Raw genomic sequence first — 24,674 nt, forward strand, 5'->3', positions numbered from 1 at the left:
CTATTCCGGCGACCGTTCGGTCAGCCAGTACGCCAGCCCCATCACGCAGAAGGCCAGCCCGGCAGCCATCGCACCAGCCGCGCCATGCGTCGCGTACACCCATCCACCGAGCGACGATCCCGCCGCGCCGCCGGCGAAGAACAGCGCGAAGTAAATCCCGTTCAAGCGGCTGCGCACCTCGGCGCCCAACGCATAGATCGCACGCTGGCCGAGCACCAGGTTGGCCGCGACGCCCATGTCCAGCACGATCGACGCCGCCACCATCAGTACCAGCGACACGGTCCGCGAGGCCGGCGCCAGCAGCGGCAGCACGAAGCCCGCGACGCCCAGCAGGAGCGCAACGCCGGTCGCGATGCGGGTGTGCCCGCTGTCGGCCAGGCGCCCCGCCACCGGCGACGCCACCGCGCCCGCCATGCCCACCAGCGCAAACAGCGCGATGCCGACCTGCGACAGGTGATATTGCGGCTGCTGCAGGATCATCGGCGCGGTCGTCCAGAACAGGCTGAATGCACCGAACAGCGCGGCGTGGTAGGCCGAACGGCGGCGCAGCACCGGCGTCGTCGCGAACAGCGCCCACAAGGATTTGATCAGCTGCGGATAGCGCAGGCCGGCCGACGGCACGCGCTGCGGCAGCTTGTGGTGCAGGACGGCGGCCAGTCCGGCCAACGCGACAGCGGCGCCCGCGAACACGGCGTGCCAGCCGCCGTAGTCGGCGACCAGGCTGGCGAGCGGGCGCGAAATCATAATCCCCAGCAGCAGTCCGCTGACCACCTTGCCGACGATCTCGCCGCGGCTCGCCTCCGGCGCCAGGTGGGCCGCGAACGGCACCAGCACCTGCGCCACCACGGCGCCCAGGCCGATGCCGAGCGCCGCCAGCAGGAAGGCCGTGGCCGAATGGGCCAGCGCGGCGACGGCCAGCGCGGCGGACGTGAACAGCACGCCGGTCACGATCATCCGGCGGTTCTCCAGCCGGTCACCCAGCGGCACGATGAACAGCAGGCCAATGCAGTACCCCACCTGCGTCAGCGTGACGACCAGCCCCGCCGCGCCGGGCGCGAGGCCGGTGGAAGCGCTGATCTGGCCGACCAGCGTCTGCGCGTAATACAGGTTGGCGACGATCATGCCGGCGGCGACGGCGAGCAGCATCACCATCCCCCTGGTGATGCCCGGCTGGGCTACGGCCGCTGGGCGCGCGGCGGCGATGCATTGGGTCATGATTTCTTCCTCATTGGTTGACGACAGGACCAGTCTATTGGAATCGCGATAGCAAATAATCAGCCAAAGTCGGATAATAGAATTCACTTTATGTGAACAAAGGATGCCGATGGACCGCCTGCGCGCCATGACCGTCTTCGCCCGCGTCGTCGAAGCGCGAAGCTTCTCGAAGGCGGCCGAGACCCTCAACCTGCCCCGCTCGGCCGTGACCGCGACCGTGCAGCGCCTCGAATCGCACCTGCACACCAAGCTGCTGCAGCGGACCACGCGCCGCGTGTCGCCCACGCCCGAGGGCGAGGAATACTACCGGCGCTGCGTCGAGATCATGGCGGCGGTGGACAGCGCCGACGAAACGCTGCGCGAGCTGGGAACGCAGCAGCCGCGCGGACTCCTGCGCGTGGACATGCCGGGCGCGCTCGCGCGCAATGTGGTGCTGCCGCGGCTGGGCGAGTTCCGCCAGGCCTATCCGAAGATCGAACTCATGGTCAGCATCACCAACCGCGTGGCCGACCTCGCGCAGGAAGGCATCGATTGCGCGCTGCGCGTCGGCCAGCTGCAGGACTCGACGCTGGTCGGCCGCCGGATCGGCGAGATGCGCTTCGTCACCTGCGCCGCGCCGGACTACCTGGCCCGGCGCGGCACGCCGCGCGGCATCGCGGACCTGGCGGACCATGACCTGGTGGTCTATTTTTCGGGCCGGACCGGGCGGCCGCTGGACTGGGATTTCGTCGTAGGAAAAGAAGTCGTGAAGATCGATGCCAAGGGCACGGTCGGCGTCAACGATGCGGACGCCAACGTGCTGTGCGGCCTGGCCGGCTGCGGGCTGGTGCAGGCGGGCGCTTACCAGGTCAGGGACCACCTGGCGCAAGGCCGGCTGGTGGAAGTGCTGGCGCAGTGGCGCCCTACCCCGATGCCGGTCTCGCTGATGTATCGCGACAGCCGGCTGGGGGCGCCCAAGGTGCGCGCGTTTGCGGAATGGGTGGCAGGCTTGTTCGCGGCGGATCCGGACTTGCGCTGAACGCCGCGCAGCTCATCAACGGCGCGCCACCAAAACGCGGCGCGCGTTAGGCTGGCAGTTTGTCCAGCAACTGCTGCCGCCATCGATGATGCCATCGCCTCGTATCATTCTTGTTCTCTGCGTTTTCCTGTCCACCTTCGCGCGTGCCGATGAGGGCCAGCGCAAGCCGGTCGGACTGCCTTCCGGCGGCCAGCTCGATGCGCAGCGCGTGATCGCCGAGCGCTACGGCAGCGCGCCCGCCAAGGCCAGTCTGCCGGAGGAGAAGGTCAAGCTGCCGGAAGGCGGCATCACGACCGTCATCTTCGACGGCGAACGAAAACGGGACGCGGCGCCCGTCACCTTCGGCCAGGTATTCACGCGCGGCGACCTGAAACCATCGGATGGACTGGCGGGCAAGCTGGCGGACGGCGCCACTGTGCCACTGCAGGTCGACGTCAAGGCGCACCATGCCGACGGATCCGTGCGGCACGCCGTCATCTCCGCGATCCTGCCGCAGTCTTCGGGTCCGCTGGCGATGGCGCTGGTGAAGACGGCGCGCGTTGCGGGCCATGACGACACGACGCCCGCAGCCTTGCTGGCGAAAGGCTTCAGCGCGACGGTGACGGCGGTGATCGACGGCCGCTCGTACAGCGCATCGGCGGACAAGCTGCTGGCGCAGGCGAAGCCGCATGCGTGGCTGTCCGGCCCGATCGTGCACGAATGGCTGGTCGACGCGCCGCTGCGCGCTGGTGACGGCGCGGCCCATCCGCATCTGGCTGCGCGCTTCGCGATCCGCTGGTACCCGGCTGCGCAAAAGGCGCGTGTCGACGTCGCGGTCGAGAATGACTGGGCCTACGAGCCTGCGCCGCGCAACTTCACCTACGACGCCACGGTCACCGTCGGCGGTGCGCGGGTGTACGCCAAAACCGGGCTCACGCATTTCCATCACGCGCGCTGGCGCAAGGTGTTCTGGTGGGGTGGCGAGCCGGACGTGCGCGTGCGTCACGATGCCGCCTACCTGATCGCGACGCGCGCCCTGCCCAACTATGACCGCTCCGTGATGGTGAAGCAGTCGAGCCTGCGCGCATTCGAAGCCAACTGGAAGGGCGACCGGATCGAGCCGATGGGATCGGGTCTGGCGGCGGCAGAGATGCCGACGACCGGCGGTCGGCCCGACATCGGCCTGCTGCCCGCGTGGGCGGCGATGTACCTGCTGTCGATGGACCGCCACGCGCAGCAGATGACGCTCGGGACGGCCGACCTGGCCGGCAGCTGGTCGATGCACTACCGCGACCGCGGCACCGGCCGTCCGGTCAGCGTCATCGATCATCCCTACATGACGGTGCTGGGGCAAGCGAGCGACACCTTCAATCCCGCCACCGGCAAGCGCGAAGCCTTTCCCGCCTGCGCGGGTCCCCAGGCATGCGACACGCCGTTCCACGCCGACGTCGCCCACCAGCCCGCGTTCGCCTACCTGCCCTACCTTGTCACCGGCGACTACTACTATCTGGAGGAGCTGCAGTTCTGGGCAATGTTCGACGCCTTCTATTCAAATCCCGGCTATCGTGAATACGCGAAGGGCCTGATGAAAGCCGACGAGGTGCGCGCGCAGGCCTGGGGTTTGCGCACGCTCGCGGAAGCTGCCTACATCACGCCGGACGACGATCCGCTCAAGCCGCAATTCAAACGCATCGTCGAGGCCAATCTCGATTGGTACAACGCCGCGTATGCGAACAACCCGCGCGCGAATGCGCTGGGAGCGCTGGTGAACGGGCACGCGCTGTCCTACTTCGACCAGACCGGGGTCGCGCCGTGGCAGGACGATTTGTTCACGTCGGCGGTTGGGCATGCGTGGGAGCTCGGCTTCGACAAGGCCAGGCCGCTGCTGGCGTGGAAGGCGCGCTTCCCGATTGCACGCATGACCGGTCCCGGCGCATGCTGGGTCGATGGAGCGATCTATGCGCTGAAAGTGCGAGACAGCGCGAACGGCGCGTACTACGGCGATATCGGCCAGGCGTGGCGCGCGAGCCGCAAGCCGGGGCTGGACGGACTGGCATGCGGCGGAGGGGAGATGGCGGCGGTGCTGAAGCTGAAAGCGGGAGAGATGACTGGCTACTCCTCGTCGGAGACCGGTTTCCCGTCCAATATGCAGCCGGCGCTGGCATATGCGGCGGATGTGGCCGGCGAGGCGGGGGAGAAAGCGTGGAAGGTGTTCATGGCGCGCAGCGTGAAGCCGGATTATGGCGACGGTCCGCAGTTCGCCATCGTGCCACGCGAATAGCTTAGCCGCGCCCACAAACACCGTCGTCCCCGTGAAGGCGGGAACCCATGGAGCGGACGCGCAGCAGCACACTCGACTCCCTTCCATGCCCAAAACCGTCGTCCCGGCGAAGGCCGGGACCCATGCTGAGTGTGCGGCTACGCGGCTTGTCTATGGCCCCCCCTTCGCGGGGACGAGGGTTCAGCTTTTAGTGCGCGTCATTTTCCCGTCTTCGCCCCACCCTCAAACCACGCCGCCACCTGCGCCCGTTCCGCATCCGTCATATTGGTCAGGTTCCCGAGCGGCATAGCCTTCAGCTGCACCGCCTGCTGATAGATGCGCGCCGCATTCTGGCTGATCCCCTGCGCGTTATCCAGCACCACGCCCGAAGGCGCGGTCGAAAATCCCGGCTGCGTCGGATGCGCCGCATGGCATGCCACGCAGCGCTGCGCGACGATCGCCTGCACCTGCGCGAATTGCGCAGCCGGATCAGCCCTTTGCGCAATCGCCGCCGGCCGCGGCGGCGCGATCGCGATGGCCAGCGCCAGCAGCAGCGCCACGCCAGCGATCGGATAACGCCACTCGATCCGTCCCTTGTGCTTCAGGTTGAAGAAGTGCCGGATCAGCACACCAGCCGCCATGATCACCGCCAGCACCGCCCACGCATGCTCGTTCCGGTAGGTCATCGCGTAGTGGTTGCTGATCATGATGAACAGGACCGGCAGCGTGAAGTAGTTGTTATGGACGCTGCGCTGCTTGCCGCGCAGGCCATGGACAGGGTCCGGCTCCTGCCCCGCGATCATCGCATTCACCATCTTGCGCTGGCCCGGGATGATCACCATCGCCACGTTGGCCACCATGATGGTGCCGATCATCGCGCCCACCTGGATATAGGCTGCGCGGCCCGACAGCAAATGCGTCAGCACGTAGGCCGCCCCGCTCAACAGCGCCCACATCACCACGCCGAACGCAATATCGTGCTTGCCGAGCTTCGAGCGGCACAAAAGGTCATACACGACCCAGGCCACCACCAGGCTCCCGATGCCGATGCCCACCGCCTGCCAGCTCGCCAGGTCGGCCACCGAGCGGTCCACCATCATCGCCTGCGCGTTAAAGAAGTAGACGATAGTGAGCAGCGCGACGCCCGACAGCCAGGTCGAATACGCCTCCCACTTAAACCAGTGCAGCTCCTTGGGCAGCTGCGCCGGCGCGACGAGGTACTTCTGCGGGTTGTAGAAGCCGCCGCCATGCACCGCCCACAGCTCGCCCGCCACGCCCTTGTTGGCCAGCTCCGATCCCGGCGCCGGCGCGCGCAGCGAATTGTCGAGCCAGACGAAGTAGAACGACGCGCCGATCCACGCAATGCCCGTGATGATGTGCAGCCAGCGCACGAGCAGGTTGAGCCATTCGAGCCCGTAGGGGACCAGGTATCCAAATACTTCCATGCGCGCTTCCTCGTTGCTGAATTATTGGACGATAAACCGATTTCAATTTCTGCAACATGAAAAATACCGTATATTCGACATACTCGAAAAATTATATATACGAATGGCCAACCTGCCCCGCAACCTCGACCTGCACCTGATCCGCATCCTCTACCTGCTGCTGGTCGAGAAGAACGTGTCGCGGGTTGCCCTCAAGCTGAACCAGCCGCAGCCCTCGATTTCGGCGTCGTTGCGCAAGCTGCGCGAGCTGACCGGCGATCCGCTTCTGGTGCGCGGCGCGCGCGGCATGGTGCCGACCGAGCATGGCGAAAGCCTGCTCAAGCCGGCCAAGCGCATCCTCGACGAGGCCGAGAGCCTGTTTGTGAAAAAGACGCCGTTCGTGCCCGAGCAGGCCGCGCGCACCTTCCGCATCGCCGCGCCGGACTACCTCGACACGCAGTTCCTGCCCGGCGTCGTCGCGGCGCTGCGGCGCGGCTCGCCCAACAGCCGCGTGGCGATCCACAGCCTGGGCGCCGGCACCGACTACCTGCGCATGCTGTCCGACGGCGAGATGGACCTGGTGATCGCCAACTGGGACGAGCCGCCGCCGCACCTGCACATATCCAAGCTGTTCGAGGACCCGATCGTGTGCGCGATGCGCGCCGACAGCCCCTACGCGCGCCGCACCAGCACCGACGGGATGACCGTGGAGGACTACCTGAACCTGCCGCACGTGGCGCCGTCGCAGATGGTGCCCGGCTACCAGGGCGTGATCGACACCTTCCTCGACCGCCACGGCATGCAGCGCCGCGTCGCGGTGGAGTCGCCTTACTTCGGCCTGATCCCCTACATGCTGACCCAGAGCGACCTGGCGCTGACCACCGGCCGCCAGTTCCTGCGCTTCTACGAGAAGACGCTGCCGCTCAAGATCTTCGAGGTGCCGATCAAATTCCCGCCGATGCGCTTCTACCAGCTGTGGCACGAACGCGTGCACCAGTCGCCGGAACACAAATGGCTGCGCGACCAGATCAGCGCCGCCGCGCGCGCCCTCGCACCACGCTGACGCACCAACGCCGCCCAACCGTGCAGCACATCCGCACCGAATCGGTGCATGCTGCACCTTTGCAGCGCGCCGCACTTCCTTGATGCACGCCGCGAGATTCAGCACAGTGCGAGCGCACCGCCGTGGCACGCTTCTTGCACTGTTTTGTGCACCTCATCAGTCACAGACAGCACCATAATGGACGCATACAAAACCGGCTCGGACGCCCTGTTCATCCTGCTCGGCGGGATCATGATCCTCGCGATGCACGCGGGATTCGCCTTCCTCGAACTTGGCACCGTGCGCAAGAAGAACCAGGTCAACGCCCTGGTCAAAATCCTCGCCGACTTCGCCATCTCCACCATCGCCTACTTCTTCGTCGGCTACGCCATCGCCTACGGCATCAACTTCCTCGGCAGTACCGACACCATGGTCGCGAAGAACGGCTATGAGCTGGTCAAGTTCTTCTTCCTGCTGACCTTCGCGGCCGCGATTCCCGCCATCATCTCGGGCGGCATCGCCGAGCGCGCGCGCTTCTACCCGCAGATGGCGGCGACCGCGCTGCTGGTCGGGCTGGTGTATCCGTTCTTCGAAGGGATCGCGTGGAACCACCGCTTCGGCATCCAGGACTGGCTGCTGCACGCCTTCGGCGCCGAGTTCCACGACTTCGCCGGCTCGGTGGTGGTGCACGCCGTCGGTGGCTGGGCGGCGCTGCCGGCCGTGCTGCTGCTGGGCGCGCGCCGCGGGCGCTACACCAAGGAAGGCCGCGTCGCCGCGCATCCGCCGTCGAACATCCCCTTCCTCGCGCTGGGCGCATGGATCCTGACAGTCGGCTGGTTCGGCTTCAACGTGATGAGCGCGCAGACGCTCGACAAGATGAACGGCCTGGTGGCGGTCAATTCGCTGATGGCCCTCGTCGGCGGCACCCTGATCGCGCTGGTGATGGGTAAAAACGACCCGGGCTTCGCCTACAACGGCCCGCTGGCCGGACTGGTTGCGGTCTGCGCAGGTTCGGACCTGATGCATCCGCTGGGCGCGCTGATCACCGGCGCCGTCGCCGGCGCTATTTTCGTGGTCATGTTCACGCAGGCGCAGAACAAGTGGAAGATCGACGACGTGCTCGGTGTGTGGCCGCTGCACGGCCTGTGCGGCGCCTGGGGCGGCATCGCTGCGGGCATCTTCGGCTCGCGCACGCTGGGTGGCCTGGGCGGCGTGTCGCTGTGGTCGCAGCTGATCGGCACCTTGCTCGGCATCGTCATCGCGGCGGCCGGCAGCGCCATCGTCTACGGCGTGCTGAAGAAATTCATCGGCCTGCGCCTGGACGCCGAGCAGGAATTCGATGGCGCCGACCTGTCGATCCACAAGATCACGGCGACGCCGGAGCGCGAGACCAGCTTCTAAAACCGCCCTCCATATCCTTCAAACGTTGTCCCGGCGGAGGCCGGGACGTTTCTGAGGGTCACGCAAGTTCGAGTTCGCGAATCAGCTGCGCCAGCCGCTCGCGATCCGCGCCCTGGATCGCCTTGAGCGGCAACGGCAGGCAAGGCCCCTTCACCAAACCAAGCATCTCCGCAGCCGCCGCTACCGCGCGCAGGCTCCCGCCACACTTGGCGAACAGATCCCACAGTGGCTGCAGCCGCGCGCTCAGACGCAGCGCTTCTTCCACGTCGCCCCGCTGCGCCGCACGCGTGATCGCCAGTGCCGTCTTCGGGAACAGCCCGCCGATCACCGAAAACCAGACCCCGCAACCGGCGGCCAGTCCCCTCGCCCCGAATGCATCTCCACTCACCCCGATGGTGACCTGCTCCGGCACCAGGGCACGCAAACGCTCCACGCGGGCCTTGGCATCTTCGAGATCCGCCGGAACGCCCGGGATCTTGATCGAGCGGACGTTCGGCAGCGCGGCGATGCGGCCGTGCAGCTCGTCGCTGAACTCGAAGCGCGTGGCGCCGGGATTGTCGTACACGCACAGCGGAACCGACAGATTGCGCGTGACCGCCTCGAACAGCCCATACACTTCGTCGGCGGACAGCTTCTGGTACGACACCGGTGCGAGCAGGACCGCGCTGGCGCCGGCCCGCTGGGCGTCTTCAGCATGCGCCAGCACGTCGCGCGTGCGCAGCGAGCCGATGCCGACCATGACCGGCACCCCGCCGGCATTGTCCACGGCCAGCCGCGCGACGCGCGCCCTTTCCTCACGCGTGAGGTACGCGTAGCTGCCGGTCGACCCAAGCGCGCCGATCGAATCGACGCCGGCGGCCGCGAGGCGCTGGACCAGCACTGCGAAAGAGGATACGTCGATGCCTTCCTCCGTCATCGGAGTCAGGGGAAATGCGCTCAGGCCGGAAAACTTCATGGGTACTCCCAAGTCGAAGTGTTGAAGAAAAAAGGACTGGGGCATGGGCTACAATGTCCCAAACCTTGATTAATTATGTCATAGGACAATGTCGAAAACAATCACAGGCTCGACGGCGATCGAGATTTCGGACTGCATCCGCGCGCTGGCGCAAAACGGCGACTATCGCCCCGGCGACCTGCTGCCCCCGGTGCGCGAGCTGGCGGCCACGCTTGGCGTCAACCGCAACACCGTCGCCGCTGCTTACCAACGCCTGGCCGCAGCCGGCATCGCCGTGACCAATGGCCGGCACGGCACCACCATCAGCGAGCCACCACGCGCCGGCGAGCAGGATGGACTGAGCACCGGCAGCCCACTGATCGATCTCGCCGACGGCAATCCGGACCCGCAATGGCTGGCGGACGTGGCCAAGCTGCTGGCCGACCGGATGCCCAAGCCCTTCCTGTATGGCGAACAGACGGTCCTTCCGGAGCTGCGTAGCCTGGGCGAGACTTTGCTCGCGCCCGACTGCCCTGCCGGTCTTGAGCTCGAACTGACCCACGGCGCCGTCGACGGCATCGAGCGCGTCACGGCGGCGACCCTGGTGTCCGGCGACCAGGTGGCCGTGGAAGACCCCTGCTTCATGGGCACCATCAAGGCGCTGCGCATCGCCGGCATGCTCGCCACCGGCGTTCCCATCGACGAGCACGGAATGCGGCCCGAGGGCCTCGCGAATGCGCTGGAAGGCGGCGCACGCGCAGTACTGATCACGCCGCGCGCGCATAACCCGACCGGATACAGCCTGTCGAAGCGCCGCGCGCAGGAACTCAAGCGGGTGCTGGCGGACCATCCGAATGTGCTGGTGATCGTCGACGACCATTTCGCCTTCGTCGCCGACACGCCCTACCACTCCATCATCCCGGCATCGACCACGCGCTGGGCCGTGCTGCGTTCAGTGTCCAAGGGCCTCGGTCCGGACCTGCGCCTCGCCTTCCTGGCCTGCGATGCCGAAACCGCCGCGCGCGTGCGCACCCGCCTCGCGCCCGGAACGGCATGGGTCAGCCATATCCTGCAGGTGATCGTGGCCGCAGGCTTGGCATCGGCCGAAACGCGCAAGAAGATCGACAATGCACGCAAGTCCTACGCGCGGCGCCGCGACGAGCTGCATGGCGCGCTGGCCGCCCAGGGAATCGCCGTACCGCGCTCGTCGGATGGACTCAATGTCTGGATACCGGTGGCGCCGGAAGCCAAGGATGTCGCCTACGCGCTGGCGAAAAAGGGCTGGCTGGTCCGCCTTGGCAGCGCGTTCGACGTGCAGGAGCGCTCGCGCGCGATCCGCATCACGATCTCGAAACTGCAGGATGGGCAGGCCGAATGCTTCGCGGCTGACCTGGCGGAATGCCTGGCCGGACTGGCCTAGTGGCTTGAGAGTTTCATCAGCACGAGGCCGGCGACGATGAGAACCGCAGCGGTGACGCGCACGACATTGAACTGCTCGCCGAGGAACAGGATGCCGACGACGAAGGAGCCGACGGCGCCGATGCCGGTCCAGATGGTGTAAGCGGTACCGAGCGGCAGGCTGCGCATCGACATCGACAGCAGGACGACGCTCGCGATCATCGCGACGATGGTGACCGCGGACGCGGCGAAATTGGAAAAGCCGTTCGACAGCTTCATCGAATAAGCCCAGACCACTTCAAACAGGCCGGCGACTACGAGCAAAATCCAGGACATGGCAAACCTCCACGAAATCCGGGCCGTCCCGACTGAATACCCGAATTGGGGGAGGTCGTCCTCCTGCTAAAGAACCCAATGATACAACGGCTGTGCCAAATCAATCGCGTTGCGCGCGCAGCCTGACTGCGTGGACGAAGCTCGGCACGTCGGCCTGCCACCGGCGCAGCGCAAGCGAGATGGCGATGCCTTCGAGGTCCGCCACGATACCGATGTAGACCATCAGGCTGGCGAAGATGGAGTCCGCGCCAAACGCCAGCAGCGACATGAATCCGGCGAAGAGGAACAGGCCCCAGAGTTTCGAGGACCACATGTGATAGCTCGCCTCACGTCCGAACTTCGCAAGATCGAGCACGTAGCGGGCAAGCTCCAGGCCGGCCAGCAGCATCAGCGCGCCCTGCCTGTCGAGGATCGCTTCCGGCTGCAAATGCCATACCGCGAATGCCGCTGCAAGATAGAAAAGGCTGTCGGCCGCGCTGTCCATGCGACGGAGCGCCACTGTCGCCACGCCGAGGCGGCGCGCGATCACGCCATCGAAATAGTCCGACAGCAGCGCCGCCACCAGGCAGGCGCCGAAAGCGACGCCGGACGGGTAAAACAGCGCAAGCAGGACCAGCACCGGCGCCAGCGCGGCGCGAAGGATGACGAGAAAAAGCGGTAGCCTCCTCACCTGGGCTCAGCTCGCGACGACCTTGGCGCGATCGAGCATCGCGTGCAGCAGCACGTTGCAGCCGGCTTCCAGGTGGACCGGCTGCGCGTCCTCGATCTCGTTGTGGCTGATGCCGTCCTTGCAGGGCACGAAGATCATGCCGGACGGCGCGACGCGCGCGGTGTAGATGGCGTCGTGGCCGGCCCCGGACACCACGTCCATGGTCGAGTAGCCCAGCTTCTCGGTCGCGGCGCGCACGGCGTTGACGCAGTCCGGATGGAAGGGGCACGGCGGGTAGTAGGACACGCGCTCGATCGACACCGACAGCCCGCTCTCCTGCTGCGTCCTGGCGACGAAGGCCAGGATCTCCTCATGCATCTTGTTGAGCAGCTCGTCGTTCACGTTGCGCAGGTCGATGCTGAACTTGACCTGGCCCGGAATCACGTTGCGGCTGTTCGGGAAGACCTGCACCATGCCGACGGTGCCGCGGCCGTACGGCGGGTAGCGGTTCGCGATGGCGACCACTTCCTGCATGATGCGGGTCGAGACCTGCATGGCATCGCGGCGCAGGTGCATGGGCGTCGGGCCTGCATGCGCTTCCATGCCCGTGACCACGCAGTCGTACCACGACAGGCCCATCACGGCGGGCACCACGCCGATCACCTTGCCCTCGTCTTCCAGCACCGGGCCTTGCTCGATGTGGGTTTCGAAGTAGGCGCCGATCGGATGCCGGCCCGGCACCTGCTCGCCCATGTAGCCGATGCGCGCGAGCTCGTCGCGGACGGATTTGCCTTCGGTGTCCTTGGCGGCGTACGCGGTCTCCAGCGTGAAGGCGCCGCAGAATACGCCCGAACCCATCATCACGGGGACGAAGCGCGAGCCCTCTTCGTTAGTCCAGAACGCGACCTCGATCGGGGCTTCGGTGGTGATCTTCAGGTCGTTCAATGTGCGGATCACTTCGAGTCCGGCGAGCACGCCGTAGTTGCCGTCGAATTTGCCGCCGGTCGGCTGGGTGTCGATGTGGCTGCCGGTGACGACCGGCGGCAGCGCGTTGTCGCGGCCTTCGCGGCGCATGAAAACGTTGCCGATCTGGTCGACCGTGATCGAGAGGCCGGCCTCGCGCGCCCATTGCACCACCAGGTCGCGGCCCTGGCGGTCAAGGTCGGACAGGGCGAGGCGCTTCACGCCGCCCTTGTCGGTGGCGCCGATTTTGGCGAGGTCCATCAGGGAGTTCCACAGGCGCTGGCCGTTGATTCGCAGTTCTTTCATTTTGACCTCTACATGATCCGATGTAGTTACCGTCGTCCCCGCGAAGGCGGGGATCCATGCTGAGCGTACAGTCACGCGGTCTATGGATTCCCGCCTGCGCGGGAACGAAGGTGCTTTTTGGGTTAGCGGGTAACGGTGGCGAAAGCGGGACGGTCGATGTGGCGCCCGGCCCCCTGCTCCGCGCGCAGCTGGCCCTTGTCGAAGACGACCTTGCCCGCGGCGACCGTATGCGTCGGAACGCCGCGCACCGTACGCCCCTCGAACACATTGAAGCCGCCCTTGCTGAACTGCGTCTTCGCCGAAATCGTGCGGCTGGCCTGCGGGTCCCACACCACGATGTCCGCATCGGCCCCGGCCGCGATCAGCCCTTTGCGCGGGTACATATTGAAAATCTGCGCCGCATTGGTCGAGGTCACGCGCACGAACTCGGACGGTGTCAGGCGGCCCGTGTTCACGCCCGCGTCCCACACCACGGCCATGCGCTCTTCCACGCCGCCGCAGCCGTTGGGGATCTTCGTGAAGTCATCCTTGCCCGCCGCCTTCTGCTCGGCGCAGAAGGTGCAGTGGTCGGTCGCGGTAGTCTGCAGGTTCCCGCCCTGCAGGCCGTGCCACAGCGCTTCCTGGTGGTGATGGCTGCGGAACGGTGGGCTCATCACGTGGGCGCGCGCGTATTCGAGATCCTCGCTGCGGTACACGCTGTCGTCGATGACAAGGTGGCCGGCGAGCGCTTCGCCGTACACCCGCTGGCCGTGCGCGCGGGCGCGGGTGATCGCCTCCAGCGCCTCCGCGCAGGACACGTGGACGATGTACACCGGCGTGCCAAGCACCCCGGCGATGGTGATGGCGCGATTGGCCGCCTCCGCCTCCACCTCGGGAGGACGCGACAGCGGATGCGCCTGCGGCCCGGTGATGCCCTTGGCCACCAGCTCGCGCTGCAGCTGGAACACCAGCTCCCCGTTCTCGGCGTGCACCGTCGGGATCGCGCCCAGCTCCAGCGCGCGGCGGAAGCTCTTCACCAGCGTCTCATCGTTGGCCATGATCGCGTTCTTGTACGCCATGAAGTGCTTGAAGCTGTTCACGCCGTGCTGCTGTACCAGCGTGCCCATGTCGCGATGCACCGATTCGTCCCACCACGTGACGGCCACGTGGAAGGTGTAGTCGCCCGCCGCCTTCTCGGCCCAGCCGCGCCAGGTGTGGTAGGCCTCCAGCAGCGACTGCTGCGGATTCGGGATCACGAAGTCCATGATGGTCGTGGTGCCGCCCGCGAGGCCGGCCGCGGTGCCGGTGAAGAAGTCGTCGGCAGTGACGGTGCCCATGAAGGGCAGCTGCATGTGCGTGTGGGTATCGATCCCGCCCGGCATCACGTACTGGCCGCCGGCGTCGATCACGGTGGCGTTGGCGGGCAGCTCCAGGTTCTCGCCCACGGCGACGATCTTGTCGCCCTCGCAGAGCACATCGGCGCGGAATGCACGGTCGGCGTTGACGACAGTGCCGCCTCGGATCATCACGGTCATACAAGTCTCCTGATGCGTAATTTAGGAGGCGGTCCGCAGCGCCGGCAGCGGCCGCCCTTTCATGATGGCGCCGTAGACGACGGCCGAGATCAGCATGCCGACGAACCACGCATAGGTGTAGATCGTCTTGAAGCCATCGGCCACGCCGGGGAACGACGCCGGGAATGCGGTGTTGAGGAAGCCCGGGATATTCGGCGTCACGCCGGCCACGAAGGCGATGACGGCGGCGAAATTCCATCCGTTCGAATACGAATACGCGCCACCTTCGCGGTACAGCTCCGCCACGTCGAGCTGGGTCTTGCGGATGAAGTAGTAGTCGATGATCAGCACGCCCGCGATCGGCCCGAGCAGGGCCGAGTAGCCGATCAGCCAGGTGAAGATGTAGCCCTGCGTCGACTCCAGTATCTTCCAGGGCATCATGACCAGCGCGATGCCGGCCGTGATGTAGCCGCCCATGCGGTAGCTGACGTGCTTCGGCGCGAGCGCGGAGAAGTCGTAGGCCGGCCCGACGAGATTGGCCGCGAGGTTCACGCTGATGGTGTCGATGAGAAGGATGATCAGCGCGATCAGCACCGCCGCCCCGGTCATGCGGCTGGCCACATCGACCGGATCCCACAGCGCTTTGCCGTACAGGACCACGGTGGCCGAGGTGACGATGACCGCGAGCGCGGCGAGCAGGCCCATTGGCACCGGCAGGCCGATGGTCTGGCCGACCACCTGGTCGCGCTGGCTTTTGGCGAAGCGCGTGAAGTCCGGGATGTTGAGCGCGAGCGTGGCCCAGAACCCGACCATCGCGGTCAGCGAGGGCCAGAAGGCGGACCAGAACTGCCCTGCCTTCTTGCCGCCTTCGACGAATTGCGAAGGCTTGGACAGCAGCTCGCCGAAGCCGCCGGCCTTCTGGTACACCCAGCCAAGCAGCACGAAGCAGATGACGATTTTGAGCGGCGCGGTGTAGGTCTCCAGCTTGCGGATCGAGTCCATGCCGTGCACGATGAAGTAGAACTGGATCGCCCAGAACACCAGGAAGCACAGCAGCTGCCCGAGGTTGATGCCGAGGCCATCGAGCTTGGCGCCGCCGATCTCGTGCCCCATCAGCACGCCGAGAAGCGTGTAGATCATGGCGCCGCCGAACCACGACTGGATGCCGTACCAGCCGCAGGCGACGATGGCGCGCATCAGCGCGGGCAGGCGCGCGCCCGAGGTGCCGAACGAGGAGCGCGCCAGCACCGCATACGGGATGCCGTACTTGGTGCCCGCGTGCCCGATCAGCAGCATCGGCAGCAGCACAATGGCGTTCGCGAGGAAGACCGTGAACACCGCCTGCCAGCCCGACATGCCGTTTTCGATCAGGCTGGCCGACAGTGTGTAGGCCGGGATGCACATCACCATCCCGACCCACAGCGCGGCGAAGTGGTACCAGCGCCAGGTCCTTTGCTGCGCGCTGGTCGGCGCCAGGTCTTCGTTCCAGAGTTCGGTACTGCGTGAAGCTTCAGTCGTCACGTCTTCCTCCCCGAGCAAGCGATGCTGGCCAGTGTAGCGCAATAGACCTTAGGCGGGAACTTTGGCGATTTCCGCGCGCGGGTTTCGCGGGGTGAGGCTGGACAGTGGCCGGCCGAACACACCCGCGCCACCTCAGCCAGCAAGTTCCGCTCGCGGATTCCGCGGGGTGAGGCTGGACAGTGGCCGGCCGAACACACCCGCGCCACCTCAGCCAGCAAGTTCCGCTCGCGGATTCCGCGGGTCCTGCGTCCAGTTCATGTAAGGCTTGCCGGTATCCTGTGGGACCATGGTGATGCAGCCTTCGACCGGGCAGGTGATCTCGCACAGGTTGCAGCCGACGCATTCCTGCTTGATAACCTCGTAGCTGCGCACGCCGGCGTCGCTGACCAGCTGCGCGATCGCCTGGTGAGAGGTGTCCTCGCAGGCCGCGTAGCACTTGCCGCACTTGATGCATTGGTCCTGATCGATCCGGGCGATGACCTGGTAGTTCATGTCCAGGTATTTCCAGTCCGTCGTGTTGGCCACGGCCTTGCGCGAGAACGCAGCGATGTTCTCGTAGCCCTTCTCGTCCATCCAGCGCGACAGCCCGTCTTTCATCTCCTCGACGATGCGGAAGCCATGCAGCATCGCGGCCGTGCAGACCTGCACCGAGCCGGCGCCGAGCGCGATGAATTCGGCCGCGTCGCGCCAGTTGGAGATGCCGCCGATGCCGGAGATCGGCAGGTTGCGGGTGGCCGGATCGCGCGCGATTTCGGCCACCATGTTGAGCGCGATCGGCTTGACCGCCTGGCCGCAGTAGCCACCGTGGGTGCTGGCGCCGCCGACAATCGGGAAGGCGACCATGCGGTCCAGGTCGAGGTGGGTGATCGAGTTGACGGTGTTGATCAGCGAGACCGCGTCGGCGCCGCCGGCCAGCGCGGCTCTGGCCGGATGGCGCACGTCGGTGATGTTCGGCGTGAGCTTGACGATCACCGGCAGCTTCGAGTGCTTCTTGCACCAGCGCGTGACCATCTCGACATATTCAGGTACCTGGCCCACGGCCGCGCCCATGCCGCGCTCCGGCATGCCGTGCGGGCAGCCGAAATTGAGCTCGATGCCGTCGGCGCCGGTGGCTTCCACCAGCGGCAGGATATCGGCCCACGGTTTCTCTTCACACGGCAGCATCAGGGACACGATCAGCGCGCGATCGGGCCAATCCTTCTTCACCTGCGTGATCTCGCGCAGGTTGATCTCCAGGCTGCGGTCGGTGATCAGCTCGATGTTGTTGAAGCCGATGACTTCGCGGTTCTTGCCGTAGATGGCCGAATAGCGCGAGGACACGTTGACCGCCGGCGGATCCTCGCCCAGCGTCTTCCACACCACGCCGCCCCACCCTGCCTCGAAGGCACGCACGACGTTATAGGCTTTGTCGGTCGGCGGCGCGGACGCCAGCCAGAACGGGTTGGGCGACTTGATGCCGCAGAAATCGATGCTCAGGTCGGCCATGCTGCCTCCGCTTGGGTCTGGATGTCGTTGTGGATCGCGAGCGCCGCCAGCTTGCCGTGCTGGACGGCTTGCACGGTCAGGTCCTGGCCGGGCGCGATGCAATCGCCGCCGGCGTACACGCGCGGCAGCGCGGTGCGGAACTGCTCGTCGACGCGGATGCGGTCTCCTTCGCGTTCCAGCTCGCGCGCCAAAGGACCGGCGAAGCCGGCTTCATCGGCGGTCTGGCCGATGGCCTTGAACACGGCGTTGGCCGCGACATCGAAGGTCTCGCCGGTGCGCACGAGGCGCTCGCCATCCATGCGGGTGCGCTCGAAGCGCATGCCGCGCACCTTGCCGGCGTCGTCCAGCAGCACTTCCAGCGGCGCGGCCCAGGTGCGGATCTGCACGCCGTTGGCGCGGGCGATCTCGATCTCGTGGCCGGTGGCGCTCATCGCGTCCTCGCCGCGGCGATACACCAGCGTGACCTCCTCGGCGCCGAGGCGCTTCGATTGCACGGCAATGTCGATCGCGGTATTGCCGGCACCGATGACGACGGCACTGCGCGGCACCGGGAGCTTGGACAGGTCGGCGGCCTGGCGCAGTTCGGCGATATAGTCGACCGCGGCGAGCATGCCGGGAGCGTCTTCGCCGGCGAGGCCGAGTGAACGGCTGGCGCCCAGGCCGATGGCGAGGAACACGGCGTCGTACTTGGCCTGCAGTTCGCCCAGGTCGAGGTTGTCGCCGAGCTTGCGGCCGTACTGGATCTCGATGCCGCCGATCGACAATAGGAAGGCGACTTCGCGCTGGGCGAAATCGTCGGTCAGCTTGTACTTGGCGATCCCGTATTCATTCAGGCCGCCCGGCTTGGCGTGCGACTCGAACACCACCACCTCGTTGCCGAGCATGGCGAGGCGGTGGGCGCACGACAGGCCGGCGGGACCCGCGCCGACCACGGCAATGGTCTTGCCGGTGGATGCGGCGCGCTGGAACGGATGCGTCTCGAAACGCGCGGTGTCGAGGGCGTAGCGCTGCAGCAGGCCGATCTTCACCGGCTGGCCTTCGGCGTCGTTGTTGCGCACGCAAGACTGTTCGCACAGGATCTCGGTGGGGCAAACGCGCGAGCAGCTGCCGCCGAGGATATTCTGCTTGAGGATGCCGTAGGCCGCGCCGTTCACGTTGTGGTCGTGGATGTTGCGGATGAAGCTGGCCACGTCGATGTCGGTGGGGCAGGCCACGGTGCAGGGCGCGTCGTAGCAGTACAGGCAGCGCGCCGCTTCGATGGCAGCCTGGCGCGGGCTCAAAGGCGGCGCGAGGTCGGTGAACTGCTTGGCCAGCGCCGCATTTGAATCGGCGGCCGGCGGCAGGTGCTGGAGTGACTCGATCATGTGCATCCCTTTTTGTTTAATGCCTGGAATCGGTGCTACTGCCAACTACGCCGTCGTCCCCGCGCAGGCGGGGCCCCATAGGCCGCGTACCAGGACGCTCAGTATGGGTTCCCGCCTGCGCGGGAATGACGGTTTTGAGCTTAACTATTTATTTCATTTGCGGGAACGCGAACTCCACGCCCGAACTGGCGGTATTCGGCCAGCGCTGCATGACAGCCTTGTGCCGCGTATAGAAGCGCACACCCTCCGGCCCGTAAGCGTGATGGTCGCCAAACAGGCTGCGCTTCCACCCGCCGAAGCTGTTGAAAGCCATCGGCACCGGCAGCGGCACGTTCACGCCGACCATCCCCACCTGCACCTGGCGAACGAACTCGCGCGCCACGCCGCCGTCGCGGGTGAACACCGCCACGCCGTTGCCGTACTCGTTCTTGTTGATGAGTTCGAGCGCGCTGCCCACGTCCGGCAGGCGCACCACGCACAGCACCGGCCCGAAAATCTCTTCCTTATAAATGGTCATCTCCGGCGTGACGTGGTCGAACAGCGTGCCGCCGATGAAGAAGCCCTTGTCGCGCCCGTCGACCTTGTGGCCGCGGCCGTCCACAACCAGGGTGGCTCCCTGCTCCACGCCCTGCCCGATCAGGTGCTCGATACGCTGCTTGGCGGCGCTCGTGACCACGGGACCCATTTCGGCGCCCGGCGTGGTGCCGTCGCCGATCTTGAGTGCGGCGGTACGCTTGGCCAGTTCCGCCACCAGCTTGTCGCCTGCATCGCCGATCGCCACCGCGACCGAGATCGCCATGCAGCGCTCGCCGGCAGAGCCGTAGGCCGCGCCGATCAGGGCATCCACCGCCATGCCCATGTCGGCATCCGGCATCACCACCATGTGGTTCTTGGCGCCGCCCAGCGCCTGCACGCGCTTGCCGCCGGCGCTTCCACGTGCGTAGATGTATTCCGCGATCGGGGTCGAGCCGACAAAGCTCACGGCCTGCACCTCCGGATGGTCGAGCAGCGCATCGACCGCCACCTTGTCGCCCTGGACCACATTGAACACGCCGTCCGGCAGCCCCGCTTCCTTCAGCAGGCGCGCATGCAGCAGCGAGGCCGAAGGATCGCGTTCCGACGGCTTGAGCACGAAGGTGTTGCCGCACGCGAGCGCAATGGGAAACATCCACATCGGCACCATGACAGGGAAGTTAAACGGCGTGATGCCCGCGACCACGCCCAGCGGCTGGCGCATCGACCAGGCGTCGATACCGCGCGCGATCTGGTCGGTGAATTCGCCCTTGAGCATTTGCGGGATGCCGACCGCGAACTCGACCACCTCGATGCCGCGCGCGACTTCGCCCGCCGCATCGGACAGGGTCTTGCCATGTTCGCGCGTGACCATGGCCGCGAATTCATCGGTGTGCTGCTGGCACAGCTGCAGGTAGCGGAACAGCACGCGGGCGCGCGCCAGCGCCGGGGTCGCGGCCCAAGCCGGGAAGGCCGCGGCGGCGGCGGCGACGGCTGCGTTGACTTCATCCGTTGTGGCCAGCGCCACGCGCGCGCACGGTTCGCCGAGCGCCGGGTTGAATACGTCGGCATAGCGCCCGCCACGGGTGTCGACCGGTTCGCCTTTGATGTAATGGGTGATGGTTTCCATGTCTGCTTATTCCAGGTTCTTGAGGACTTTGGCGAGCTTGCCGAACAATTCGTCGATGTGCTGCTTCTCCAGCACCAGCGGCGGCGACAGCGCGATGATGTCGCCGGTGGTGCGGATCAGGATGCCGTCGGCGAAGGCCTGCTTGAACGCGGCGTAGGCGCGCGCCCCCGGCTTGCCCGCGATCGGTTCAAGCTCGATGCCGGCGATGATGCCGACCGTGCGGATGTCGATCACGTGCGGCAGCCCGCGCAGCGAGTGCACCGCGTCTTCCCAATAGGCCTGCATGCCCTGCGCGTGCTCCAGGATCTTCTGTTCCTTGAACACTTCCAGCGTCGCCAGCGACGCCGCGCACGCCACCGGGTGGCCCGAGTAGGTATAGCCGTGGAACAGTTCGATGCCGGCCGGCGCATCCATGAAGGCGTCGTAGATGAACTGCTTGGTGAACACCGCGCCCATCGGGATGGTGCCGTTGGTGAGGCCCTTGGCGGTGGTGATCATGTCCGGCTCGACGTCGAAGAAGTCGGCGGCCATGGGTGTGCCGAGGCGGCCGAAGCCGGTGATGACTTCGTCGAAGATCAGCAGGATGCCGTGTTTGGTGCAGATCTCGCGCAGCTTCTTGAGGTAGCCCTTGGGCGGAATCAGCACGCCGGTCGATCCGGCCACCGGCTCGACGATGACGGCGGCGATGGTGGACGGGTCGTGCAGCGCGACGATCTTTTCCAGCTCGTCGGCCAGCTCGGCGCCATGTTCCGGCTCGCCGCGCGTGAAGGCGTTCTTCTGCAGGTTGTGCGTGTGCGGCAGATGGTCGGCGCCCGGCAGCAGCGGGCCGAAGCTCTTGCGATTGGGCCCGATGCCGCCGACCGACAGGCCGCCGAAGCCGACGCCGTGGTAGCCGCGCTCGCGCCCGATCAGGCGGGTGCGGCTGCCCTGGCCGCGCGCGCGGTGGTAGGCCAGCGCCATCTTCAGCGCCGTGTCCACCGATTCCGAACCGGAGTTGGTATAGAACACCTGGCCGAATTTGTGGCCGGTGTATTCCATCAGCTTCTCGGCCAGGTCGAAGGCGGCCGGGTGCCCCATCTGGAAGGTGGGCGCGAAGTCGAGCTGGCCGACCATCTCGCGCACCGCCGCCACGATCTTCGGCTGCGCGTGCCCGCACGGCACGCACCACAGGCCGGCGGTGCCGTCCAGCACTTGCCTGCCGTCGACGTCCTTGTAATACATCCCTTCCGCCGATACCAGCAGGCGCGGGTGCGCCTTGAAGTCGCGGTTATTGGTAAAGGGCATCCAAAATGAGGACATCGATGTCGGTCGCGATTCGTTCATGAGGCATCTCCCTGGAGGTTATGCGCCAAATTTTCCCATTTGGCAAAACATTGATGTGATAATAATCAGCAGTACAATTGAGGCACAGATACAGAATCGGCAAACGTGTCCAACCGTATTGGTCGATTGAACTGTACAGTTATTGGCTAATGCCAGGAGCATGGGATGGAGGAAGTTTCCTGCGGCACCGATGCAGCGGCATGGCCGGTGCTGGCGATCGATCGCAGCAAGCGCGGCAGCCTTGTCGATCAGATTGTGGCGGCGATCGCGCAGATGGTAAACCAGCGCGTGCTGCGCGCCGGCACCAAGATGCCCTCGGTTCGACAATTCGCAAAGTGTAATGGCGTATCCACCTTCACGGTGGTCGAATCCTACGATCGCCTGTTGCACCTGGGACTGTTGTCATCGCGCCGCGGTTCCGGTTTCTTTGTCGCCCGCAACAGCAGCGAAGCGCCGCAGCAGCAGGCCAGCGAGCCGGCCAGCGGCATCGTCGACGCGCTCGCGCCCGATCTCTATTCCGGCCAGTCCGACCTGCTGCCGGTCGGCGCCGGCTGGCTGCCGCCCGAACTGTATGCCGAATCGATGCTGGCCGACGCCGTGCGCCACGCGATGAAGATCCCGGCCGGGCGCCTGCGCGGCTACGGCCAGCCGCTCGGTTTCGCGGCGCTGCGCCAGCACCTGGCCAGCACCTTGTCGGCCGAGCTGTTCGCGGTCGAGCCGGACCAGGTGCTGCTGACCCACGGCGCCACCCACGCCTTCGACCTCGTGCTGCGCACCCTCACCCGCCCCGGCGACACCGTGTTCGTCGAGGAGCCCGGCTACAGCAACCTGCACGCGCTGGTGCGCCACCACGGCTGCGTGCCGGTCGGCATCCCGCGCGGCGAGGCCGGGCTGGACATGGACGAACTGGCGCGCCAGGCCGCGCTGGCCCAGCCCAAGCTCATGTTCGTCAACACGGTGCTGCAAAACCCGCTCGGCACCTCGCTCACGCAGGCGCAGGCGCACCGGCTGCTGGCGCTCGCGGACCAGTTCGATTTCTGGCTGGTGGAAGACGACATCTACCGCGAGCTGGCCGCGCCGGGCGATGCCTCGCTGGCGGCCATGGACGGGCTGCGCCGCGTGATCCGGGTCGGCAGCTTTTCCAAGACCCTGTCGCCGCTGCTGCGCGTGGGCTCGATGTGCGCCTCGCGCTCGCTGATGCCGGAACTGCTGCGCGTGAAGATGCTGACCGGCCTGACGACCTCCGAAATCAACGAGCGCGCCGTGCACGACGCGATCACCGCGCGGCCCTACAAGCGCAATATCGCGCGGCTGGTGCAGCAGCTCGACAGCGCGCGCCAGCAGTCGCTCGACGCGCTGCGCGAGGCCGGCCTGACGCCGCTGGCGGCGCCGCGCGGCGGCATGTTCGTGAGCGCCGCGCTGGATGGCGCGCCAAGCCCCGCGCGCAGCGGCAGGACCATCGCGGCGGCCGCGCTCAAGGCCGGCATCCAGCTGGCGCCGGGCGAATTCTTTTTACTAGGCGAACCAGACGCCGTCTGGTTCCGTTTCAACGTGGCGTATGCGGCCGATCCCGGCCTGCTGCGCTTCCTGCAGTCGATCTGACGGAGAATCACATGGACAGTGCTGATAACAGCAAGGTCACCAAACGCCATACGGGACGCGACCGCGTCGAAGCCGGCATCGTCGCCACCGCCGTCCGCATTTTCGCCGAGTGCGGCTACGAAGGCACGGCGGTCGCCGCCATCGCCGAAGCGGCCGGCCTGTCGAAGCAGAACCTGATGTACTACTTCCCGACCAAGCAGGCGCTGTACGAGCGCGTGCTGGACGATGTGCTGGACGACTGGCTGGCGCGCATGGAAACCCTGGCCGATCCCGCTGGCGAACCGGCCGACGTGCTGCGCGCCTATGTGCACGCCAAGCTGCGCTTCTCGCGCGAACAGCCGGCGGCGTCGCGGGTCTACGCGATGGAGATGATCGGCGGCGCCAAGATCTACAGCGAGCAGATCAAGCGGCGCGTGGTGCCGCTGCTGCGCCGCGACATCGAGATCTTCGAACAGTGGATCGCGCAGGGCCGCATCGCCGCTGTCGACGCCACCCACCTCCTGTTCGCGCTGTGGGCCATGACCCAGTCGTACGCGGACTTCTCGGCGCAGATGAAGCTGGTGCTGGGCCAAGACGAACTCACCGACGCCGACTTCGAGCACGCCGAACAACTCATCACCACCATGGTCACCCGCACCATCGCGGTCGACTGAAAGGGCCACATGCCGGTACTGACTCCCACTGTCCTCGAGACGCCGCGCCTGCGCCTGCGCTGGATCACGCCCGCCGATGCCGAGGCGCTGTACGCGGTGCTGTCCGATCCGCTGGTCACCCAGTACTGGAGCGGCGGGCCGTGGACCTCGATCGATCAGGCCCACAGATCGATCGCCGATTCGCTCGCCAACTACGCCGACGGCAGCGGAGTGCGCTTCGTGATCGAGCTGGCCGACACGCCGGGACTGATCGGCTACGTCACGCTGCACCACTTCATGGACGCCAGCCGCCGTTGCGAAGTTGGCTACGCGCTGGCGCAGCCCTACTGGAACCAGCGCTACGCCGGCGAAGCGCTGCGCGCCGTGCTCGAATACGGGTTCCGCGACCTTGACCTGAACCGTATCGAAGCCGACATCGATCCCGCCAACCTGGCCTCGGCGCGGCTGCTGGAACGTTACGGTTTTCGCAAGGAAGGCTATATGCCGGAGCGCTGGATCGTCAACGGCCAGCCCGCCGACACCGTGTTCTACGGCCTGCTGCGCAGCTACTGGGACACGGCACCGTTCGTCAGCCAATGACACCGGCTGGCCCTGCGGATGCGCAGTTCATCGGAACACGCTGGAGCGGCCGCGGGCCGCGCCGTACAGTGGCGCCATCTACTGTGA

20 protein-coding genes are annotated in these 24,674 nt (G+C 66.4%); 8 read left to right on the plus strand and 12 right to left on the minus strand.

Annotated elements, in window-relative coordinates; translation table 11 throughout:
• On the minus strand, positions 1-1,215 hold the full coding sequence (locus tag NX778_RS15370) for an MFS transporter (RefSeq protein WP_370661338.1): 1,215 nt from the start codon (positions 1,213-1,215) through the stop codon (positions 1-3).
• Positions 1,216-1,324: 109 nt separating this feature from the next.
• Between NX778_RS15370 and NX778_RS15375 the strand changes: the two genes are divergently transcribed.
• Both NX778_RS15375 and NX778_RS15380 read left to right on the plus strand, forming a co-directional pair.
• A complete protein-coding gene (locus NX778_RS15375; RefSeq protein ID WP_258812640.1) occupies positions 1,325-2,233 on the plus strand; it encodes a LysR family transcriptional regulator in 909 nt (302 codons plus the stop codon).
• 85 nt (positions 2,234-2,318) lie between these two features.
• Positions 2,319-4,493: an RIFT barrel domain-containing protein gene (locus NX778_RS15380; RefSeq protein WP_258812641.1), complete on the plus strand. Its 2,175-nt coding sequence runs from the start codon at positions 2,319-2,321 to the stop codon at positions 4,491-4,493.
• A 197-nt stretch (positions 4,494-4,690) separates the two neighbouring features.
• Here the strand turns inward: NX778_RS15380 and NX778_RS15385 are convergent, their stop codons facing one another.
• Positions 4,691-5,917, minus strand: a complete 1,227-nt coding sequence (locus tag NX778_RS15385; RefSeq protein WP_258812642.1) for a urate hydroxylase PuuD — start codon at positions 5,915-5,917, stop codon at positions 4,691-4,693.
• A 103-nt stretch (positions 5,918-6,020) separates the two neighbouring features.
• On the opposite strand from NX778_RS15385, the gene NX778_RS15390 reads away from it, so the two are divergent.
• Both NX778_RS15390 and NX778_RS15395 read left to right on the plus strand, forming a co-directional pair.
• Complete coding sequence (locus tag NX778_RS15390) at positions 6,021-6,959, plus strand: LysR substrate-binding domain-containing protein (RefSeq protein WP_258812643.1); 939 nt, start codon at positions 6,021-6,023, stop codon at positions 6,957-6,959.
• Between the two features lie 177 nt (positions 6,960-7,136).
• Complete coding sequence (locus tag NX778_RS15395; protein ID WP_258812644.1) at positions 7,137-8,339, plus strand: ammonium transporter; 1,203 nt, start codon at positions 7,137-7,139, stop codon at positions 8,337-8,339.
• Between the two features lie 58 nt (positions 8,340-8,397).
• Here the strand turns inward: NX778_RS15395 and NX778_RS15400 are convergent, their stop codons facing one another.
• Positions 8,398-9,294, minus strand: coding sequence for a dihydrodipicolinate synthase family protein (locus NX778_RS15400; RefSeq protein WP_258812645.1), 897 nt, complete (start codon positions 9,292-9,294; stop codon positions 8,398-8,400).
• Positions 9,295-9,382: 88 nt separating this feature from the next.
• Between NX778_RS15400 and ptsJ the strand changes: the two genes are divergently transcribed.
• On the plus strand, positions 9,383-10,693 hold the full coding sequence (gene ptsJ / locus NX778_RS15405; RefSeq protein ID WP_258812646.1) for a MocR-like B6 salvage transcription factor PtsJ: 1,311 nt from the start codon (positions 9,383-9,385) through the stop codon (positions 10,691-10,693).
• Here the strand turns inward: ptsJ and NX778_RS15410 are convergent.
• The 9 genes from NX778_RS15410 to aptA form a co-directional block, all read right to left on the minus strand.
• Complete coding sequence (locus NX778_RS15410) at positions 10,690-11,007, minus strand: DMT family transporter (protein ID WP_258812647.1); 318 nt, start codon at positions 11,005-11,007, stop codon at positions 10,690-10,692. The two genes, ptsJ and NX778_RS15410, sit on opposite strands and share 4 nt — an antisense overlap.
• 100 nt (positions 11,008-11,107) lie before the next feature.
• On the minus strand, positions 11,108-11,677 hold the full coding sequence (locus tag NX778_RS15415) for a CDP-alcohol phosphatidyltransferase family protein (protein WP_258812648.1): 570 nt from the start codon (positions 11,675-11,677) through the stop codon (positions 11,108-11,110).
• Between the two features lie 6 nt (positions 11,678-11,683).
• A complete protein-coding gene (locus NX778_RS15420; RefSeq protein ID WP_258812649.1) occupies positions 11,684-12,925 on the minus strand; it encodes a Zn-dependent hydrolase in 1,242 nt (413 codons plus the stop codon).
• A 122-nt stretch (positions 12,926-13,047) separates the two neighbouring features.
• The gene (gene hydA, locus NX778_RS15425) at positions 13,048-14,439 is read right to left on the minus strand and encodes a dihydropyrimidinase (RefSeq protein ID WP_258812650.1); all 1,392 of its coding nucleotides are present in this window, start codon (positions 14,437-14,439) and stop codon (positions 13,048-13,050) included.
• Between the two features lie 21 nt (positions 14,440-14,460).
• On the minus strand, positions 14,461-15,939 hold the full coding sequence (locus NX778_RS15430; RefSeq protein WP_258812651.1) for an NCS1 family nucleobase:cation symporter-1: 1,479 nt from the start codon (positions 15,937-15,939) through the stop codon (positions 14,461-14,463).
• A 207-nt stretch (positions 15,940-16,146) separates the two neighbouring features.
• Complete coding sequence (gene preA / locus NX778_RS15435; protein WP_258812652.1) at positions 16,147-17,424, minus strand: NAD-dependent dihydropyrimidine dehydrogenase subunit PreA; 1,278 nt, start codon at positions 17,422-17,424, stop codon at positions 16,147-16,149.
• The gene (locus NX778_RS15440; RefSeq protein WP_258812653.1) at positions 17,412-18,788 is read right to left on the minus strand and encodes an NAD(P)-dependent oxidoreductase; all 1,377 of its coding nucleotides are present in this window, start codon (positions 18,786-18,788) and stop codon (positions 17,412-17,414) included. The genes preA and NX778_RS15440 overlap by 13 nt, the downstream gene beginning before the upstream one ends.
• 148 nt (positions 18,789-18,936) lie before the next feature.
• Positions 18,937-20,430 (minus strand): CoA-acylating methylmalonate-semialdehyde dehydrogenase, encoded by a 1,494-nt coding sequence (locus NX778_RS15445; protein WP_258812654.1) that lies wholly within the window; start codon positions 20,428-20,430, stop codon positions 18,937-18,939.
• A gap of 6 nt (positions 20,431-20,436) precedes the next feature.
• The gene (aptA, locus tag NX778_RS15450) at positions 20,437-21,753 is read right to left on the minus strand and encodes an omega-aminotransferase AptA (RefSeq protein WP_258812655.1); all 1,317 of its coding nucleotides are present in this window, start codon (positions 21,751-21,753) and stop codon (positions 20,437-20,439) included.
• A 165-nt stretch (positions 21,754-21,918) separates the two neighbouring features.
• Here aptA and NX778_RS15455 point away from each other — a divergent pair, with 165 nt between their 5' ends.
• Genes NX778_RS15455 through NX778_RS15465 form a run of 3 tightly spaced genes read left to right on the plus strand, consistent with a single transcriptional unit; the run spans position 21,919 to position 24,587 of the window.
• The gene (locus tag NX778_RS15455) at positions 21,919-23,355 is read left to right on the plus strand and encodes an aminotransferase-like domain-containing protein (RefSeq protein ID WP_258812656.1); all 1,437 of its coding nucleotides are present in this window, start codon (positions 21,919-21,921) and stop codon (positions 23,353-23,355) included.
• Positions 23,356-23,366: 11 nt separating this feature from the next.
• Positions 23,367-24,008, plus strand: a complete 642-nt coding sequence (locus tag NX778_RS15460) for a TetR family transcriptional regulator C-terminal domain-containing protein (RefSeq protein ID WP_258812657.1) — start codon at positions 23,367-23,369, stop codon at positions 24,006-24,008.
• 9 nt (positions 24,009-24,017) lie between these two features.
• The gene (locus tag NX778_RS15465; RefSeq protein WP_258812658.1) at positions 24,018-24,587 is read left to right on the plus strand and encodes a GNAT family N-acetyltransferase; all 570 of its coding nucleotides are present in this window, start codon (positions 24,018-24,020) and stop codon (positions 24,585-24,587) included.
• Positions 24,588-24,674 lie beyond the last annotated feature (87 nt).

This window comes from Massilia terrae, from assembly GCF_024753145.1.
In the GTDB taxonomy this organism is placed as follows: Bacteria; Pseudomonadota; Gammaproteobacteria; order Burkholderiales; family Burkholderiaceae_D; genus Telluria; species Telluria terrae.

Excerpts from the sequence above, each read along its gene's own strand:
- NX778_RS15445 (WP_258812654.1), bottom strand. The coding sequence starts at position 20,430 with ATGGAAACCATCACCCATTACATCAAAGGCGAACCGGTCGACACCCGT.
- NX778_RS15385 (WP_258812642.1), bottom strand. The coding sequence starts at position 5,917 with ATGGAAGTATTTGGATACCTGGTCCCCTACGGGCTCGAATGGCTCAAC.
- NX778_RS15420 (WP_258812649.1), bottom strand. The coding sequence starts at position 12,925 with ATGAAAGAACTGCGAATCAACGGCCAGCGCCTGTGGAACTCCCTGATG.
- NX778_RS15390 (WP_258812643.1), top strand. The coding sequence starts at position 6,021 with ATGGCCAACCTGCCCCGCAACCTCGACCTGCACCTGATCCGCATCCTC.
- NX778_RS15400 (WP_258812645.1), bottom strand. The coding sequence starts at position 9,294 with ATGAAGTTTTCCGGCCTGAGCGCATTTCCCCTGACTCCGATGACGGAG.
- NX778_RS15455 (WP_258812656.1), top strand. The coding sequence starts at position 21,919 with ATGGAGGAAGTTTCCTGCGGCACCGATGCAGCGGCATGGCCGGTGCTG.
- NX778_RS15380 (WP_258812641.1), top strand. The coding sequence starts at position 2,319 with ATGATGCCATCGCCTCGTATCATTCTTGTTCTCTGCGTTTTCCTGTCC.
- ptsJ (WP_258812646.1), top strand. The coding sequence starts at position 9,383 with ATGTCGAAAACAATCACAGGCTCGACGGCGATCGAGATTTCGGACTGC.
- NX778_RS15465 (WP_258812658.1), top strand. The coding sequence starts at position 24,018 with ATGCCGGTACTGACTCCCACTGTCCTCGAGACGCCGCGCCTGCGCCTG.
- NX778_RS15370 (WP_370661338.1), bottom strand. The coding sequence starts at position 1,215 with ATGACCCAATGCATCGCCGCCGCGCGCCCAGCGGCCGTAGCCCAGCCG.
- preA (WP_258812652.1), bottom strand. The coding sequence starts at position 17,424 with ATGGCCGACCTGAGCATCGATTTCTGCGGCATCAAGTCGCCCAACCCG.
- aptA (WP_258812655.1), bottom strand. The coding sequence starts at position 21,753 with ATGAACGAATCGCGACCGACATCGATGTCCTCATTTTGGATGCCCTTT.
- NX778_RS15375 (WP_258812640.1), top strand. The coding sequence starts at position 1,325 with ATGGACCGCCTGCGCGCCATGACCGTCTTCGCCCGCGTCGTCGAAGCG.
- NX778_RS15395 (WP_258812644.1), top strand. The coding sequence starts at position 7,137 with ATGGACGCATACAAAACCGGCTCGGACGCCCTGTTCATCCTGCTCGGC.
- NX778_RS15460 (WP_258812657.1), top strand. The coding sequence starts at position 23,367 with ATGGACAGTGCTGATAACAGCAAGGTCACCAAACGCCATACGGGACGC.
- NX778_RS15440 (WP_258812653.1), bottom strand. The coding sequence starts at position 18,788 with ATGATCGAGTCACTCCAGCACCTGCCGCCGGCCGCCGATTCAAATGCG.
- NX778_RS15410 (WP_258812647.1), bottom strand. The coding sequence starts at position 11,007 with ATGTCCTGGATTTTGCTCGTAGTCGCCGGCCTGTTTGAAGTGGTCTGG.
- hydA (WP_258812650.1), bottom strand. The coding sequence starts at position 14,439 with ATGACCGTGATGATCCGAGGCGGCACTGTCGTCAACGCCGACCGTGCA.